Origin of the sequence: Vibrio variabilis (assembly GCF_003263785.1) — a bacterium.
GTDB classification, from domain to species: domain Bacteria; phylum Pseudomonadota; class Gammaproteobacteria; order Enterobacterales; family Vibrionaceae; genus Vibrio; species Vibrio variabilis.
This window is the reverse complement of sequence record NZ_JYJK01000087.1, coordinates 176,325-194,282: the sequence shown is the minus strand read 5'-3', so window position 1 is coordinate 194,282 and position 17,958 is coordinate 176,325. Positions and strand designations below refer to the sequence as shown.

The 17,958-nt window shown below is 45.5% G+C and carries 14 protein-coding genes and 2 pseudogenes; 9 read left to right on the top strand and 7 right to left on the bottom strand.

Translation table 11 applies throughout. The features are described 5' to 3' along the window. Positions 1-45: 45 nt before the first annotated feature. The gene (locus TZ48_RS16000; RefSeq protein ID WP_112479886.1) at positions 46-699 is read right to left on the bottom strand and encodes a thiopurine S-methyltransferase; all 654 of its coding nucleotides are present in this window, start codon (positions 697-699) and stop codon (positions 46-48) included. Between the two features lie 232 nt (positions 700-931). Between TZ48_RS16000 and TZ48_RS15995 the strand changes: the two are divergent. After that, a pseudogene (locus TZ48_RS15995) lies at positions 932-1,707 on the top strand (nucleotidyltransferase family protein). 134 nt (positions 1,708-1,841) lie between these two features. On the opposite strand, the gene ihfA reads toward TZ48_RS15995, so the two are convergent. The 4 genes from ihfA to TZ48_RS15975 all read right to left on the bottom strand — a co-directional run bounded on the left by ihfA (position 1,842) and on the right by TZ48_RS15975 (position 6,897). Beyond that, positions 1,842-2,135 carry an integration host factor subunit alpha gene (ihfA, locus tag TZ48_RS15990; protein ID WP_006074250.1) on the bottom strand — a complete coding sequence of 98 codons (294 nt, stop codon included), beginning with the start codon at positions 2,133-2,135 and terminating at the stop codon, positions 1,842-1,844. Between the two features lie 466 nt (positions 2,136-2,601). Next, positions 2,602-5,007: a phenylalanine--tRNA ligase subunit beta gene (gene pheT / locus TZ48_RS15985; RefSeq protein WP_112479885.1), complete on the bottom strand. Its 2,406-nt coding sequence runs from the start codon at positions 5,005-5,007 to the stop codon at positions 2,602-2,604. Positions 5,008-5,025: 18 nt separating this feature from the next. After that, positions 5,026-6,009, bottom strand: coding sequence for a phenylalanine--tRNA ligase subunit alpha (pheS, locus tag TZ48_RS15980; RefSeq protein WP_112479884.1), 984 nt, complete (start codon positions 6,007-6,009; stop codon positions 5,026-5,028). 192 nt (positions 6,010-6,201) lie between these two features. Beyond that, a complete protein-coding gene (locus tag TZ48_RS15975; RefSeq protein ID WP_112479883.1) occupies positions 6,202-6,897 on the bottom strand; it encodes a class I SAM-dependent methyltransferase in 696 nt (231 codons plus the stop codon). 209 nt (positions 6,898-7,106) lie between these two features. Between TZ48_RS15975 and gltS the strand changes: the two genes are divergently transcribed. Beyond that, the gene (gene gltS / locus TZ48_RS15970) at positions 7,107-8,321 is read left to right on the top strand and encodes a sodium/glutamate symporter (RefSeq protein ID WP_112479882.1); all 1,215 of its coding nucleotides are present in this window, start codon (positions 7,107-7,109) and stop codon (positions 8,319-8,321) included. An 18-nt stretch (positions 8,322-8,339) separates the two neighbouring features. Here the strand turns inward: gltS and TZ48_RS15965 are convergent, their stop codons facing one another. Together TZ48_RS15965 and TZ48_RS15960 are read right to left on the bottom strand one after the other, a co-directional pair. Beyond that, positions 8,340-8,810 (bottom strand): GNAT family N-acetyltransferase, encoded by a 471-nt coding sequence (locus TZ48_RS15965; RefSeq protein ID WP_112479881.1) that lies wholly within the window; start codon positions 8,808-8,810, stop codon positions 8,340-8,342. Then, complete coding sequence (locus TZ48_RS15960; RefSeq protein ID WP_112479880.1) at positions 8,800-9,279, bottom strand: GNAT family N-acetyltransferase; 480 nt, start codon at positions 9,277-9,279, stop codon at positions 8,800-8,802. Before TZ48_RS15960 ends, TZ48_RS15965 begins: the two co-directional genes overlap by 11 nt. A 164-nt stretch (positions 9,280-9,443) precedes the next feature. Here TZ48_RS15960 and TZ48_RS15955 point away from each other — a divergent pair, with 164 nt between their 5' ends. The 7 genes and pseudogenes from TZ48_RS15955 (at position 9,444) to TZ48_RS15925 (ending at position 17,958) form a co-directional block, all read left to right on the top strand. Beyond that, entirely contained in the window at positions 9,444-10,082 is a 639-nt protein-coding gene (locus tag TZ48_RS15955; RefSeq protein ID WP_112479879.1) for an NAD(P)H-dependent oxidoreductase, read from the top strand. Further along, positions 10,079-11,992 carry a monovalent cation:proton antiporter-2 (CPA2) family protein gene (locus tag TZ48_RS15950; protein WP_112479878.1) on the top strand — a complete coding sequence of 638 codons (1,914 nt, stop codon included), beginning with the start codon at positions 10,079-10,081 and terminating at the stop codon, positions 11,990-11,992. Before TZ48_RS15955 ends, TZ48_RS15950 begins: the two co-directional genes overlap by 4 nt. Positions 11,993-12,175: 183 nt before the next feature. Continuing rightward, positions 12,176-13,443: pseudogene (locus TZ48_RS15945) on the top strand (MATE family efflux transporter). A gap of 94 nt (positions 13,444-13,537) precedes the next feature. Next, positions 13,538-13,834, top strand: coding sequence for a ribosome hibernation-promoting factor, HPF/YfiA family (gene hpf / locus TZ48_RS15940; RefSeq protein WP_112479877.1), 297 nt, complete (start codon positions 13,538-13,540; stop codon positions 13,832-13,834). A 639-nt stretch (positions 13,835-14,473) separates the two neighbouring features. Then, positions 14,474-15,682, top strand: a complete 1,209-nt coding sequence (emrD, locus tag TZ48_RS15935; protein WP_112479876.1) for a multidrug efflux MFS transporter EmrD — start codon at positions 14,474-14,476, stop codon at positions 15,680-15,682. Between the two features lie 225 nt (positions 15,683-15,907). Then, positions 15,908-16,891, top strand: coding sequence for a substrate-binding periplasmic protein (locus tag TZ48_RS15930; RefSeq protein WP_162674623.1), 984 nt, complete (start codon positions 15,908-15,910; stop codon positions 16,889-16,891). After that, positions 16,888-17,958 carry a GGDEF domain-containing protein gene (locus TZ48_RS15925; protein WP_112479874.1) on the top strand — a complete coding sequence of 357 codons (1,071 nt, stop codon included), beginning with the start codon at positions 16,888-16,890 and terminating at the stop codon, positions 17,956-17,958. The genes TZ48_RS15930 and TZ48_RS15925 overlap by 4 nt, the downstream gene beginning before the upstream one ends.

Sequence of the window (17,958 nt, the reverse complement as noted above, 5' to 3'; positions counted from 1 at the left end):
GAAACTAGAGCGGCAATCCGATGGTTATTGCCGCTCCCAAATAGGTTAACCTTGATGCGTGATCAACCAAACCTCTTCAGCAAAGCGGGTCAATCCTTGCTGAATACGACGGTGATTACTATCTGCTTCATCATGCTCTAGAAGTGTCACTTCAAACTCGTCGCCAAAGTGCTGAGCCACCTCTGAACTTGGTACGCTGTAAGGAGGACCCGACATTTCACTTTGAACATAATCAAGCGTGATAAGAAGAATACGACCACCCGGTTTCAGAGATTGTTTTAGTTTCTCAACATAAAGCGCTCTGACCTCTTCAGGCATCGCAATAAGAGCAGCGCGGTCATAGATAAGCTCTACAGGTTGAATCGGTGCGGAAAAGTAGTCGCCGACATAGATGTTAAGCTCATCAAACTGATACAGCTCAAACTGACCGTTAATCGGTGTCACCATCGGTGTGTAGAAATGTTCAGCGAAAAATGAACGTACGGCGATTTGGCTAAGTTCAACACCTTGAACATCTTCATGGCGTTGGGCAAGCCAGACAAGATCTTCGGATTTGCCACAAAGTGGGACAAAAACCTTGTCTTCGCGTTTTGGGGATACTCGCTCCCAATACTTAATCAGCAACGGGTTCACATCTTCTAAGTGAAAACCTATTTTGTTTGCAGCCCATTTGTCGTGCCAAAGTTCAAAATCGTTCATTTATCGTTCATATTCGCTGTAGATAATGGTTAACGTAGAGTTTACAGAGTGCAGACAAAATGTCACACCCATTCACGTAGATTTTATTACACGATAGGCATCACAGTTTACAAACTCTGTTACACAGTTTGTGTTGGGTTTTCCATAAGGAACCCCATATCATTGTTAGCAACACTCCTGCGCGTTAACGCCTTTTTTTGTACCCGTTTTTATAACGTAACTAGGAGAGAGAATGAGCACGTTTCTTCGTACTGCAGCACTAATGCTATTGGTACTCAGCCGCGCACCTGCATTTGCGGCTACGCTTAATCAATCCGATTCCACCCCAACAAAAGGAAAGCAAGAGCAAAACGAAATTTGTCCATCTGTATTCAAACACAGTCTTAGTGGCTTGTACGGCATTGATGCTGTTCAAGCGCTGCCTTCCAACCCCATAACGATTTTGACATCTTGTACAGCAAAGCCCACCAAGCTCAGCATGAACTCGAAGCGCTTTGTAAAACCACCGCTCTACTGACTGACACCGATGCGTACTTTGCTGGTGTGAAATCTGCTGAACGAGCAAAAGTGAAGATTGACACCGAACTCAACGGCCAAGTTAACCAAATCACAGACCTAGCGCGTGGCACCATCGTCGCCACGGACGTAGAGAGCCTTGTAGGCGCTTATGAAACGCTTAGCCGTGAAGCTCAAGTAGTTAGGGTTAAAAACCGCTTTAAAAGCCCAGCAGCGTCTGGATATCGTGACCTCAACATCTTGGTTAAGTTACCCAAAACCGGAATTATCGCTGAAGTACAACTTCACCTTAAAGACATCGCTGATGTGAAAAGTGGACCTGAGCACGATTTGTATGAAATCGTTCAAGGAATTGAGCGCAGAGCAGCCGCTGAAAACCGCACACTTAATGAGTTTGAGACTGCACAAATTGCCAGCCTACGACGCCAATCAATGGAGCTGTATCAAAACGCTTGGCAACCTTACATTACTACCAACATTCGAGCGGCGTAGTCCGCTCTTGATTGAACGCATGTAGAGCAATAGCTTGGCGCTCGATATCCTCTAAATATCAAACCTCTAAATATCAAACCTCTAAACAACAAAAAAGACCACACTTGGTGGTCTTTTTGTTTAACAGTAGGACATTAATCTACTTTGATATTTTCGACTCGAGCCTTCAGTTTCTGACCCGGACGGAATGTCACTACGCGTCGAGCGGAAATGGGAATGTCTTCACCAGTTTTGGGATTTCGACCCGGACGTTCGTTCTTGTCACGCAAGTCAAAATTACCAAAACCCGACAGTTTTACCTGTTCGCCACTTTCAAGTGATTTTCTAATTTCTTCGAAAAACACTTCTACCGTTTCCTTGGCATCCCTTTTACTGAATCCGAGTTTCTCAAATAGGTTCTCAGCCAGATCGGCTTTTGTGAGCGCCATAAAACTCCCCTCAAAGCTAATTCATACCTTGTTATCGCAGTGATAACGCTTAAGATTTCGTTCGACCAATCAACAACATAACAGGTCAACTTTGAAAAGTGTAAGCCAACCTTCTGATTTTCGCCAACTTTTTTATTTCAGAACTATGTCAGGATTTTGCTTTAAGTTTTAGCAAGTTGTCGGATTTGCAGCACATGTTAGAGATATAGGTTACCCAAACAAGATTGAACGGAGTTTTATCCCACAAAACACACATCAAGCAGACTTTAATAAAGTTATAAACAAAATTAAAAATAGTGACCTTGATGCAGATGAGTTATAATTTATTGTGTAAAAACAGCGAGTTGCAACATATATTCGATATGAAACTGGGTTTTTCTTCCCTTTTATGTCGAGGCATAAAAAAAGCGAGTTACTTTTCAGTAACTCGCTTTTTCAGGCAATTCACGTTGATAGCTAAACGCGATTAGTCACGCAGTGATGCTCCAAATTTCTCAGAAACATGGGCAACGATTGCGTCTACTGCACCGGCGATATCAGCATCTTCAAGCGTACGCTCAACAGATTGTAGAGTAAGCGCAATTGCTAGGCTCTTCTTACCTTCTTCAACGCCCTTACCAACGTAAACGTCAAATAGCTTCGCATCTTTCAGAAACTCGCCGCCTTGTTCTAGACAAGCTGCAACGATGTCACCAGAAGCTACCGCTTCATCAACAACAACAGCGATGTCACGACGGTTTGCTGGGAACTTAGAAAGCCCTGCCGCTTCTGGAATCACTTTCGTGTTGATTGCTGACCATTCTACTTCGAATACAATAGTACGACCGTTTAGACCGAACTTACGCTCTAGTTCTGGGTGAATAGTACCGATGACACCAACCTCTTTGCCATCTACAACGATTGCTGCAGATTGACCAGGGTGAAGTGCTGGATGTTTCGCTGCAGCAAATGAGTAGGCTTTCTCGTTTGCAGACAGTTCTAGAATCGCTTCTAGGTCACCTTTTAGGTCAAAGAAATCAACGGTGTTGGTTTCAATGTCCCAATGCTCTTCGCTGCGAGTACCCGCAATCACACCTGCAAGCATAGGCTCTTGGCGCATGCCGTTTTCAGCGCTTTCGCAAGGGATGAAACGCAGGCCGTATTCGAATAGACGAACACGTGGTTGCTGACGCTTCTGGTTGTGAACAACCGTATTGAGAAGACCTTGGATAAGACCAAGACGCATTGCTGACATTTCCGCAGAGATTGGGAATGGCAGAATCAATGGCTCAACGTCTGGTACGACAAGCTTTTGCTGCTCTGGCTCAACAAAACTATAAGTAATCGCCTCATGGTAGCCACGGTCAACAAGTAGGTCACGTACACGTTTCAGCGGAAGATTCGCTTCAACGTGATTGTGCATCTTAAGTGTTGCAGCAGGGTGTTGGTTTGGGATGTTGTCGTAACCATAGATACGACCCACTTCTTCAATCAGGTCTTGTTCGATTGCGATGTCAAAACGCCATGTTGGCGCAACGCCCGTCCAACCTGTATCAGTTGTCGTTACTGTTAGACCTAGACGCTCTAGGATCTCAACAACTTCAGAGTCAGCGATGTGGTGACCAAGAAGTGAATCTAGCTTAGTACGGCGCAGTTCAACTGTGTTTGGCTTAGGCAGGTCTGCGTCAGACTCAACAGAAACCACAGGTGCCACTTCACCGCCACAGATCTCAACTAGAAGCTCTGTTGCACGCTCCATTGCGCTTGCTTGCAGTGCATAGTCCACACCACGCTCGAAACGCATTGAAGAATCCGTGTGAAGACCGTAACTACGTGCACGGCCACGAATGTGGTCAGGTGCGAAGAACGCACACTCTAGAAGCACATCTTTTGTCTCAGTTGTTACACCAGACTCTTCACCACCAAAGATACCCGCAATAGCAAGTGCTTTGTTGTGGTCAGCAACAACAAGTGTGTCTGCGTTTAGTTCAGCTTCAGTGCCGTCTAGAAGAGTCAGTTTCTCGCCCTGCTCTGCCATACGAACAACGATGCCACCTTCAATCTTAGCTAGATCGAACGCGTGCATTGGCTGACCTTGCTCTAGAAGCACATAGTTAGTGATATCTACAACAGGGTCGATTGAACGAATACCACAACGACGCAGTTTCTCTTGCATCCATAGTGGTGTTTCTGCTTGAACGTTCACGTTCTTAACGATACGACCAAGGTAACGAGGACACGCCTGCGTTGCTTTAACTTCGATAGACGCCACGTCAGCAATAGATGCGTCAACAGGGTTAACCGCTGGTGCAGTTACGTCAGCACGGTTTAGAACGCCTACTTCACGAGCAAGACCACGGATGCTGAAACAGTCAGCGCGGTTTGCTGTTAGGTCAACGTCAACCGTCACATCATCAAGACCTAGGAAGTCACGGAAATCAGTACCGATAACAGCGTCTTCAGCCAGTTCCATGATGCCGTCAGATTCAACATCGATACCTAGCTCAGTAAACGAGCACAGCATGCCGTGTGAAGGTTGACCACGTAGTTTTGCTTTCTTGATTTTGAAATCGCCTGGAAGAACAGCACCAACGGTTGCTACTGCTACTTTCAGACCTTCACGACAGTTTGGAGCGCCACAAACGATGTCTAGCAGTTGCTTTTCGCCATTTTCGTCTTGGGCGCCAACATCAACCTTAGTGACGCGTAGCTTGTCTGCGTCTGGGTGCTGACCGCACTCAACCACTTTACCTACTTTAACGCCAGTGAAAGAGCCCGCTACAGGCAGTACGTCGTCTACCTCTAGGCCAGCCATTGTAATTTGGTGCGTAAGCTCGTCAGTAGAAACTGAAGGGTTTACCCACTCACGAAGCCATGATTCGCTGAATTTCATTGTGATGAACCCTCTGGATTACTTGAACTGTTTTAGGAAACGTAGGTCGTTCTCGAAGAACGAACGTAGATCATTAACACCGTAACGAAGCATAGCTAGACGCTCAATACCGATGCCAAATGCAAAGCCAGAGTATTTTTCAGGGTCGATGCCTACGCTGCGAAGTACATTTGGGTGCACCATGCCACAGCCTAGGATTTCTAGCCATTTGCCATCTTTACGCTTAACGTCCACTTCCATTGAAGGTTCGGTGAATGGGAAGTATGACGGACGGTAACGAACTTCAAGATCTTCTTCGAAGAAATTAGTTAGGAAATCGTGCAGGATACCTTTCAGCTGTGCGAAGTTAACATTTTCGTCAACCAGCATGCCTTCCACTTGGTGGAACATTGGCGTGTGTGTTTGGTCGTAGTCGTTACGGTAAACACGGCCCGGTGCGATGAAGCGGAATGGTGGTTTGCCATTTTCCATCGTACGGATCTGTACACCAGACGTGTGTGTGCGTAGCATCAGATCAGGGTTGAAGAAGAAGGTATCGTGGTCAGTACGAGCTGGGTGATCTTCTGCAATGTTCAGTGCATCAAAGTTGTGGAATGCATCTTCAATTTCAGGTCCAGACTCAGTGCTAAAGCCTAACTCACCAAAGAACTTTTCAATACGCTCAACAGTACGAGTAACTGGGTGTAGACCGCCGTTCTCGATACGACGACCTGGTAGGGTTACGTCGATAGTTTCTGCCGCTAGCTTGGATTCAAGCTCTGCACGTTGCAGTGCGTCTTTGCGTGCTGCGATAGCTTGCTGAACCACGCCTTTTGCTTTGTTGATCTCTTGACCAGCACTGCGGCGCTCTTCTGGTGGTAGTTTACCTAGGCTTTGAAGTTGAGCTGTTAGCTCACCTTTTTTACCTAGATACTGAACACGCACTTCGTCAAGTGCGACTAGCGAGTCTGCAGCTTCAATAGCCGTGCCCGCGTTAGCAATGATCTCTTCTAGATGTTGCATCGTTTCCTCGTCTACCGTCCGGTAGTATCCATAAGGGTGTTTTTTGATAGCTGTACATACTAATAAAACCCGCCGCCAATGCCAAATTGATTTGTAAATTGAACGGGTTATTGGGCAAAAAAAACACGTTTTTTGCCCTTTTGATGAAAATCTAGCAGGAAACGATGACTATTTAGTGTTAACTAAAGAGAACTAATTGGCTTTGGCACGGATAAATATGAAGTTTGGTCGGCGAGATAGCCTCTCAAACGTTTCAGGTGACGTCACTTTCATCGCAGGGTTAGGCTTACCCTCAGAGAACTTATCTAGGACAAAACCTCCGTCCATTAAACTGTCAAACAAATTAGTGAACGAGCGTCGATAGAATGAAACCTCCACCGGTTCACCTACCGTATCCCATTCTTCGGTCAGCAGTTCGACATCAAAGTAGTTGTTAAACGCGTCATCCTCAAAATCAACGATAGGATGATGAGTAGAGAAAACAAACATGCCCCCGGGTTTCAATACTCGATGAACTTCTTTGAACAGCGGAACGAGATCGTTGAGATAATGAAGCATCAAAGGACAGACAACGAGATCAAACGTATCGTCTTGCTCTCTAGGCAACCCCTTCTCCAAATCTTGAACATAACAAGTGACGTTGTCACCAATTCTTTCCTTAGTAATGGCAACCATTTCTTCAGCAAGATCTACTGCTGTCACGCATGCTCCCGCCTGAGCAAAGTGCTCTGCATAAGCGCCGGGGCCGCAGCCTAAATCAAGTACCTGTTTGTTATTCACATCACCGGTCAAAGCTAATGTTGAAGGACGCTCATATAACGCATTGTATGCATTGTTCTCAATAGCATCTGCGTATTTTTTCGCATGTTTGGTATACATCTCACCCATAGAAAACCTCCAACTATCAGTCTATTAATTCATCAGTAAGGGCGGGAAATCTACCGACCAAATGAGCAAGCGTCAATGCTTATGTGCTGCAAGTAGGATGACATCCTTCAAAGTCGAGTTTGAGGTTTGAGCGTTCGCCCATAGGATCCCAATCAAACTCTTGCCTCACAGTTTGAAGGCCTCATCACAACCAAAAGCAATTACCCACTATGTCTGACATTACTTTAAACAGCGTAGAATCTATGCTTCTTGCCTTCCTAATCCTATGGGTTGGCTCGAAATTATTAGGCTGTTTCAAAACACTCAGTAAATACCATATACCCTCTCCTATCATAGGCGGTATTCTGGTCTCTTTAGTCACAATGGCCCTACATTACGCTGGTATCAATGTCACGTTTGAACTGCCGCTCAAAGACACCTTGATGTTGATGTTTTTCGCTAGTGTTGGCTTATCAGCTGATCTACGTCTTCTAAAACACGGGGGAACCGCCCTAGTTAGCTTCCTCGTTTGCGCTGCTGTTTTCATTCTATTCCAAGACATATTAGGCGTAGCACTTTCGAGTGTGCTAGACCTTGAGCCTCTACTTGGCCTATTGGCGGGCTCGATAACGCTCTCTGGTGGACATGGTACAGGCGCAGCATGGGCGTCAGTCTACAATGATCAACTGCATATCCCCGGAGCACTGGAGATCGCAATGGCATGTGCCACATTTGGCTTGGTTGCAGGTGGGATTTTCGGTGGTCCAATCGGTACCAGATTAGTAGAGCGTTACCAACTAACTTCGACAGTAAAGCCAAGCTCAAATACACGTAAAACGCAACCAAAGCGTCATTCACGAGCGGACGTAAGTAACATCGCCGGCTATGTTATCGCTGTTGCCGTGATACTGGTTTGTGCCGTGTTGAGTGGGCACATTCATCAAGTCGTCCAATCATCAGGTATTAAGGGTTTGGCATTGGTTCCAAACTTCGTATACGCAATCATGCTTGGTATTGTGCTTGGTCACGTGCCGTTGGTGAGACGCAAGTTGGACACGATTCGCTTTGAAGCCGATAAGAGTGCGAACCTTTCATTGGGGCTATTTCTAGCGATGGCGCTGATGGACTTAAAGCTATGGAATTTATTTGACTTAGCGTTGCCTCTACTCGTTATTTTAATGGCGCAGCTTATGCTAACTCTTGCGTTTGTGTATTGGATTACCTTCCGTATTATGGGTAAATCTTACGATGCAGCAGTTCTCGCAGCAGGCCATGTTGGCTTTGGCATGGGCGCGACACCCACTGCAATGATGAACCTAAAAGCCATCACGGGCTCCTACGGTCCTTCACCTCAAGCTTATTTCATCGTACCTCTTGTTGGTGCTTTCTTTATCGACCTCATTAATCTCGTGGTCATTCAAGGTTACATCGCCTTTCTGACATAAAGTAACAAACGCTGATGACTACTTCTCGCTGCGCCACACAAGGCGCAGCATGTCTTTGTGCTGAATACCATGCTCATAGATTGGTTCGTCATAGTTATCTAAGAAGAAGTTCTTAACGATTGAATCGACTCTGAAGCCATGCCTTTGATAGAAAGAAAGCTGATAGCCAAAAGTACCCGTCCCTAGTTCAACACACTTGATACCTTTCTTAGAGAGTAACGCTAACGTCTCATCAAGCAAAACACCACCAAAGCCTTTCCCTTGATACTGTTCATAAATAGCAATATTGAAAAGCTCTGCGGAGCAGTGATTGCTGTCAATCTCCACCAGCAATGCTCCAATCAAAGCGCCTTGCATATACACCGCGAAGCCGCTGCAGCGCTCACGATAGACATTAATTGCGACTTCTTCAGGATCCGCTATCAGCAATATGTCGAGCGGTAATTCTGACTGCTTTACCTCTCGCACATCAAACATACTATTGCTCATTATCAAGTAACCTTTCCATCAGAAAATTGTTAAGTAAAACACCCCTTATTTCCGCTTCGTTAGGACGAACCACCGTGAAGCCGAAATGGAGATAGAACGGTTTTGCCGTAATGCTCACAAAGGAATACAACCTATCGAGTTTGGCTTGCTTCGCTTTATCGAAAATAGTGTCCATCAACAAAGAACCCACGCCTCTCCGCTGAGCTTGATGATGACAATAAAAATGATCAATCAATCCATCGGGTTGTAGATCGCTATAACCTAGGATCTGCTCACCTTCTACGACGACAAACGGGCAGCATCTTGAAATGTAACCCTCAAATACCTCTTTAGTAAGATCGAGAGGAGCCCAAGCATCGACCTGCATCTCATTGTAATCATTACAATTTACAGTGCGAATTGTTTTCCGATAAAGCTCTAGCAGTTGTTCTGAATCTTCTTGTTTTGCGGGTCTCACTGATAATGACACTAAAAATACTCCTTAGGATTCAGCAACTTGGAAACAGCGTTAATACTGTCACTGGTTGAAAAAACTCTGAAAGCCACATAGGTCACTAGATGGTAACCAATTGAAAAATCTCTTTTTGTGTACTAGATATTAAAGCTCATAGACAAAGCTATCCGGACGCAATTATGCCAGAAAATAACAATAAAGTTCTTGTGCTCTATGCACACCCTTCTCAGCGGCGCTCCGAAGTCAACGCGCCAATGTTCCGAGATGCAGGCTCCATCAAAGGCGTGACGGCCGTAGATCTATATTATGAGTATCCAACCTATAACATCAATATCGACCGAGAGCAGCAGCGACTTATCGATCACGATGTCATCATTTTTCAGTTTCCTCTTTACTGGTACTCAACTCCATCGATTTTAAAAGAGTGGCAAGATCTGGTTTTGGAATATGGGTTTGCTTATGGCCAAGACGGGAAAGCTCTACACGGTAAAACCTTTCTATGTGCGATTTCTGCTGGTGGTAAGGCGGATGCCTATCAAACCGACGGTTACAACCACTTCACCATTCGGGAATTACTGCAACCCTTAGAGCAAACCGCGACCATGACGGGTATGACGTACCTCCCGCCCTTCTGTCTATTTGGTTCAAGGACGGCACAAGAAGAGCGCAGAATACCCGAACATAGGGAACGTTGGCGCGAGTTGCTCAACCTATTAGTCACCGGTGATTTTGACATAGAACGTGCAAAGCCAATGGATAAGCTCAATCACTACTGGCCACAAGAACAGGAAGTTCAATCCGATGAGGGAGCATCATGACAGGTTATTTTCTTCAGGCGTTCATATATTTAGTTGCCGCGGTAATCGCTGTACCGATTGCTAAACGACTTGGACTTGGTTCGGTACTTGGTTATTTGATCGCGGGCGTTGTTATAGGACCGATCATTGGTCTCGTTGGTGAAGAGACGACGACCATCCAACACTTTGCCGAGTTTGGTGTGGTAATGATGCTATTTTTGGTGGGTCTAGAACTTGAGCCAAAAATGCTTTGGAACATGCGTCACAAACTAATTGGCTTGGGTGGCATTCAAGTTGGCGGAACCGCGGCGGCTGTCATGGGTATTGCTCTTGTCTTCGGTCAAACTTGGAGCATAGCACTGACCATTGGTTTGATTTTCGCCCTATCCTCGACAGCAATCGTACTGCAAACCTTCCATGAAAAAGGCCTTGCCAAGACGGAGGGTGGCCAAAGTTCCTTCTCAGTGCTGTTATTCCAAGATATTGCGGTCATTCCTATGCTGGCCTTTATCCCGCTACTGGCAATACCGGAACTGGTTGAACAGGCTCAAAACGCCGTTGAACATGCCGCCGATCATCACGAAGAGCTCAGTTTAGTGGCAGGTTTACCCGGTTGGGCTTATGGCTTGGTAATCACAGCCTCTATCGCGGTCGTCGTAGTTGGCGGTCACTATTTGAGCCGACCATTGTTTAGGTTCGTTGCATCGTCTGGTCTTCGCGAAATTTTCACTGCCACCGCGCTAATGCTTGTTATTGGTATTGCGGCCTTGATGAGTCTAGTCGGGCTCTCTCCTGCTCTGGGTACTTTCTTGGCGGGCGTAGTATTGGCGAACAGTGAGTTTAGACATGAGCTTGAGTCTAATATCGATCCGTTTAAAGGCCTGCTTCTTGGTCTGTTCTTCATTACCGTTGGAGCGGGTATCAACTTTGGAATTTTGTTCAATGATTTCTTCGTCATCATTGGGTTAACATTAGGCGTCATGCTGTTAAAGGCAGCAGTGCTCTATGGACTCGCTATCATCTTCAAGATCCGAGATAGTGCTCGATGGCTGTTCACGCTCAGCTTAGCTCAAGCAGGCGAATTCGGTTTCGTTCTTCTTAGTTTCTCGGTTCAAAACCACGTTCTGCCGAACGATATCGCTCAAACGCTATCGCTTGTCGTCGCTCTATCTATGTTCTTAACGCCGGGATTATTTATCCTGTTTGATAAGGTGATATTGCCGCGTTACGAGAAAGAGAGTAATGATCGCGAAGCCGATACCGTCGATGAACGCGGCACGGTGATGATCGCAGGCATGGGTCGATTTGGCCAAATCGTCAACCGTCTACTGGTTGCGAATGACGTAAAGACCGTCGCGCTGGATGTTCGAGCTGACCAAGTCGATAACATGCGTCAGATTGGTACAAAGGCCTTCTTTGGTGATGCTTCTAAACCCGATATTCTGCACACCGCTGGTATCGAAGAGGCCAAGCTCTTGGTTGTCGCCATTGATAATCAAGAAGCCAGTATCGAGCTTGTAAAATACGTCAAACATACGTACCCTCATGTCAAAATTCTTACCAGAGCATTTGACCGCGGTCATGGTTACCAATTGAAACAGGCTGGAGCAGACTATATTGAGTCTGAAACCTATCATTCTGCTCTTGAGCTAGGTGCGAAGACCATGAATTGTCTGGGCTTCCATCCTTTCTTTGTTGAACAACAGAAAGCCACCTACAAATCAATCGAAGACAAACAGTCAGATCGTTTATATGAGGGATGGAAAGGTGGCGCGGAAGGCGAGCGCTTCGACAATAACTACCGAGACTTGTTCATTGAATTAGAAGGGCTCATTCGTGACGCGATGCAAATAGACCGCAATGACAAACACTCGCGCGAACGCGGCTGGACCCCTCCGCCAAAAGGTTATGCCGACAAGTTCGAAGAATAGCCTATCAGGCTCTAGGTCACGTGCTAAGGAATAGCCGTAATTCAATCAAGGACGGGCACACTGCCCGTCTTTCCTATTTTTTAGCCATCGTTCGTGACAAGACGTCGGAACACAAAATAAGAGAGCAACGTGGATAAAGATTCTAAACAGTTAGCCAAGCAATTGTTCAACATGACATTACCTATGGTACTGGGTGTGCTTTCGCTGATGAGCTTCCAATTAGTCGATAGTGCCTTCATTGGTCAGCTCGGCGTACTACCTCTGGCAGCTCAAGGTTTTACCCTACCTATGCAGATGGTCATCATTGGGATTCAAGTCGGCCTAGGTATCGCAACCACTGCCATTATTTCTCGTGCACTCGGTGCCAACAATGAAGAGTATGCGAAACAGCTCGGCGGATTAATTCTCGTGTTCGGTAGTTTAGGCATCGCCATCATTGGCATAGTGATTTGGTTTATTAGGCATCCTATTCTTGCCATGCTGAGCGCACCAGAATCGGTTTACCCTGTTATCGATAGCTATTGGCCGTATTGGCTGCTGAGCTCTTGGGTGGGCGCTGTGCTTTATTTCTACTACAGCGTTTGTCGTGCGAATGGTAATACTGTTCTACCCGGCATGATGATGGTCATCACTAGTATTATTAACCTCGCCCTAGACCCTCTGTTTATTTTTACCTTTGAGATGGGCATCAATGGCGCTGCCATTGCGACCGTGGTGGCGTTTGGTATCGGTATTTTGGTAGTTGCACCTAAGGTTGTATCCAAAAACTGGGCGTCATTCAATTGGTCCAACGTCGATATTGCTGAGAGCCTGAGATCTATCTGGAAAATCATGCGCCAGCCATGGTAAGTCAGCTCTTACCGCCTCTCTCTTCTATGCTCGCAACGAAGCTACTCGCGACATTTGGCACTGCAGCAGTGGCGGCGTGGGCACTTGGCTCTCGTTATGAGTTCTTTGCTATTGTGACCGTGCTCGCACTGACTATGTCGATGCCACCTATGGTGGGTAAGCTATTGGGTGCTAAAAATCTGGTCGACATTAAGAAGCTAGTGAATATCGCCGTAGCGTATATCCTTGGCTTCCAGTTTGTCGTGGCGCTCATCACTTTAATGTTTGCCAACCAACTCTCGTCTCTGATGACCAGTGAAGACAATGTGTATCAGATACTCAACTACCACCTAATTTTAGTTCCCTTCAGTCTCGGCCCGCTAGGAGTCTGTATGCTGATGGTCTCTATCTCTAATGCACTGGGTAAAGCGAAGACAGCGCTGACCATTTCAACCCTTCGATTATTCGCATTTTTCTTACCTTGTTTGTGGCTCGGTGCACAATTTGGGGGAATTCAAGGGCTCTTTTATGGTGCGCTAATTGGTAACATCCTAGCGGGGATAAGCGCCTGGTTTACATACAGTTATTCGGTTAAGCAGCTAGAGAAAACATTGTTACAGTAACCTCTTGCACTTAAAGTGGTAACGGTAACGGCTTTGTCAAACCTCCTCTCCTTTGCTAGGTTTAAAATACGTAGTGAAAGGAGAGGTGCCATTAATGAAAATAAACATTCAGACCCATCACGTATCTATCGGCGACGACTCAAGAGAAGAGATAGAAAGCAAGTTCGACAAAATTGCGGCTCACTTCCCGCAGCTCATTAGTAGCGACATCATCATTAGAAAAGAGCATGACCAGCATGAGGTGGAAATATTCACCAACTACGAAGGCGTAAGGGTCTCAGCCAAAGCTACTCACGACATCATGTACCCCGCAATCGCGGCATCGTTAAAGAAACTGGAAGCCGGGCTTCGAACTCGTAAAGGCCAGCTAAAAGCGGACATCCACTCTTAACACACTTACCACGATATCACTGACGTGGTTTTTGCCTAACTAAGATTCCAAAGCCGACGAAACGTCGGCTTATTTGGTACTCGGCATCAATTAGTTACATCTTGTTACTCTGATATTGAGTAAAAAAATACCTGCTTCATCGTACACGCTATCGCTCTCCATACACAGCTCAAGTAGTCTCTTCGTCTTTTCAACACCTGTGGCACAAAATGGCAACTTTACAAAATATATCCCGCTACTATGTGCTCCAGACAAGGCTGAGCAGAAAAGGTAAAGCAGACAAAATGACTTATAGAGATTTTCAGCATACCGACGTATACAAACTTATGGTAGGCACGGGTGGCCTGATCACTTCCATCGCCACCTTTAGCTTTATAGTAATCAAAACCGTAGCCAAAGCCGGCTATTGGATTGCAAGAAAAGTTTACTTGTGGATGCAATAAAGCGAATCCGCGAGTACCTAGCCCCGGATACTCGCATTATTTTTTCTAACCAATAATCAAAATATTTATCGTGATTGACATCACACTTTGTTATTGATGAAAGCCCAAACTGACACTAATATCTGCGCCCTGACACTGACAGGGCAATTCCTAGGCAGGTTTCATCACTCCCTATTGTTTACGAGATATTTGAGAAATGTCATCCAAGTTTCCATTAGCAAAGCTGACCTTTTTGATCGCTATTCTGACCGCTGTAGGTCAAATGACTCAAACTATGTATGTCCCATCTATTGGGCAAATGGCGCAAGAGTTTCGCGTTAACCCCGCCATGCTACAAGCTGTAATGGCGTGTTATTTGATCCCTTACGGTTTATCCCAGTTCGTATATGGCCCTCTCTCAGATAAATTAGGTCGTAAACCTATCATTCTAGTTGGATTGGCTATCTACCTTGTCGGTGCAGTTATTAGTCTGTTCGCCCATTCATTCGAGCTATTTTTACTAGGTAGCTTCATTCAGGGCGCGGGGATCGGTAGTGGCGGAGCGATGTCTCGAACACTCTCTCGTGACTGTTTTTCAGGAGAAGAACTGCACCGTGCAAACAGCATCATTAGCATGTGTGTAATTTTTTCGCCTCTGCTTGCACCCGTGCTGGGCGGCGTGTTTACCGAGACACTGGGTTGGCGTTCAAGCTACCTGTTCTTAACTCTGTTTGCCGTTGCTGTGGTGATTGTAATGGCATCGAAGCTGATGGAAACGCTGCCGCAAGAGCGTAGGAGCAAAAGCTCAGCAATGGACAACTATCGATTTGTGCTATCAGATCGCCGCTTTCAAGGTTATGTAATTTGCCTTGTGGCAACCTTTGCCGGAGTTGCAGTATTCGAAGCGGCAGCTGGCGTTTTATTTGGTGGTGTACTTAAATTATCTGCGCTGACTGTTAGCATTCTATTTGTGATGCCAATCCCAGGCTATTTGTTGGGCGCTGGTTTCTCATCCATGCTAGCTAAACGTTACGGTACACAAGCGGCATTCAAATTTGGCTTAGCTGCTATTGTACTTGGCTCTGTGGTGGTATTACTACCAGGTTTACAAGGTGCAACCGACGCTTGGACACTAACGTTTGGATCCACTGTCTATTTTCTGGGTGCTGGTGTCTTATTTCCAGCGGCAACCACGGGCGCATTAACGCCATTCCCGAATCATGCGGGTACAGGTGGTGCGGTATTGGGCGGCATGCAAAACCTTGGAGCTGGACTTGCCACACTTGGCGCATCGGTTATTCCTGCTAGCAGTCAACTTCCGCTCGGGGCAATCATGCTTATCATGGCGCTACTGGCGATGTGGGGACTTCATATTGCCAATCGTGACAGAGGTCATGACAATAGCAATAATGCGGTCATGGTCTAGTGCATTCATTGACAGAATTACCTCACAAGGCGACGTTTAACGTCGCCTTTTTACCGCAAAAAATAGACTAAACTCGACATATCGTTGCGTTTCAATACCATTTCTCGACTTCTATTTTGTTTTCAGTTGGTTAACATTGCAATATGGCATACAGCGGCTAGAATGGTCACTTACCTCTACCCAATAATGCCATGGAAGGAGTCACTGGAGTTGAGAGTTCGCTGTATGCATCACCTTGTTGTCATTGTTATCTCCACTGCTCTAGTCGTCATTAATGCCTTTCAAAGTGCACATGCCGCAAGCACGGAAAATAAAACCTTTTTAGTCTCCGCTCATGAGCGGGACTTCTTGGCTAGGTTTATTTTTTCAACCATTGAGAGCCAATCAAACTTTCGCTTCGAATATGTTGCGGCATCAGATTTTACTGAACGCCTCAATGCCGTTGAAAATCGTGAACTGGATTTTGTCGCCAATATCACTTTTACCAAGGCTCGCTCCCAACGATTTATTTTCTCGCAACCAATCAATATAGAGCCCACTTACTTGTTTACTCAATCCGGTCAAAGCTTTGACGAGCTGACTGTAATTGGGACCACAATGGGGACAGCGTTTAACGATATTATTCAACGCTACTACCCTGAAAAACGAGTCTTAAGTTTTAACGATAATGACGTGGCCTTTGAAAGCATGCGCAGCGGCGATATTGATGGCTACATTGGCACATTTTTGCAGCTAGAATGGTTTTTAAATGCTGGATTTAAAGCGGCTCTAATTAATGACAGGGTCTCAATACCGCCTGTTTCTATTATTACCAATAAACAAGAGAACGTGCCTTTGTTGGCGAAGTTCAGTCAAATCATTTCACAAGATTCGGTTCAAAAGCAGATACGTAGTTATATCGAAAGCTACATTACCAACATAGCAATCAAGCAATTAAAAAGTGACATTGAGTCTTCTGGCTTAGACCTTAGAGCTCCTCTAGAGGTGCATCTCAACCACAGAAAACCTTATGTCTATCAATCCAAAGATGGCGATGTAAAAGGCGTTGCCGTAGAACTGGTTAACGAAATCTGTCGTCTAGGCTCTTTGCAATGTGAACTTATCTACGAGCCCAACAAAGCCTGGGCAACATCGCTGCAAAAGCTCATGCTTGCCGAGCACGACGTCATGACCCCTATTGCCGATCTCAGGCATCGCAAAAACATATGATTTTCAGTCGGCCTTTTGCCTCCATTGATGGAGTCATTGCGAAACGTGTTGGGTTTAAAGAAGAAGTCTACAGGCACATCTCTGAGCTTTTTGCTGAGCGTGTAGGTGTTGTAGAAAACGATGTTTTTGCCACTATTACCAGGCGATTACTACCAAACAAAGAACTGGTTTATTTCAAAGACACCGAAGCCATGGTACGAGGTTTAATTGCTGGGACGATTGACTACGCCGTCACTAACCGCGTCACACTTAATACTTTGCTCTATGAGCAAGTGCTGTCGGAAATTACCGAAGACCATTACTTTAAACCTTTTTATCAATCACATCTTAGTTTTGGTTTTCCGAAAACAGAACGTGGTGAGACATTGGCAAAACTGTTCAATCGCACCTTGGACTTTGTCGATACAGAAGCGATTCACCAGAAATATCAACCACCAGCAAACTGGCGGGAGCTCAATAAAAAAGAGTTAGATAAAAGGCGCCTAAATATAATCAATGTTCTGCTCGGGCTGTTTATATTAGTTACCATCGTATTTGGTTATCTTACTAACCATAGAGCAAACCACGACGCTCTAACTAAGCTAAAGAATCGTTATGCGTTGAATCGTATTCGTAAGCAATCATTAGGTAAAGGAAACGGACTTATTTACATTGACCTCAATGGGTTCAAACAAATTAATGACACTTACGGTCACACGGTCGGCGACCAAGTACTAAGATGCTACGCCAAGTTGCTTCGCCAAACAGTAAAAGGGACAAGCTATCGAATTGGTGGTGATGAGTTTGTTGCTATTACGCCACTGAGTAGAAGTAAATTGTCTGAACTACTACCACAACTCGAAAGTTTTGAATTTAAGCTTCGTGGCCAAGATGAAACATTGCGACTTCACGCAGCAGTAGGCGTGTTCTTACCAGACAGCAGCGAGCTAAGCATTAAGCAGCTACTCATCTATACTGACTTTGCTATGTATGAAGCAAAAAGAAACCAGGATCTTCGGAGTGTTATCGTAGACAAAGCTAAGTTGGCGGAGCTAATAGAAGCGAACGGTATTAATAGAGCGGCTTAA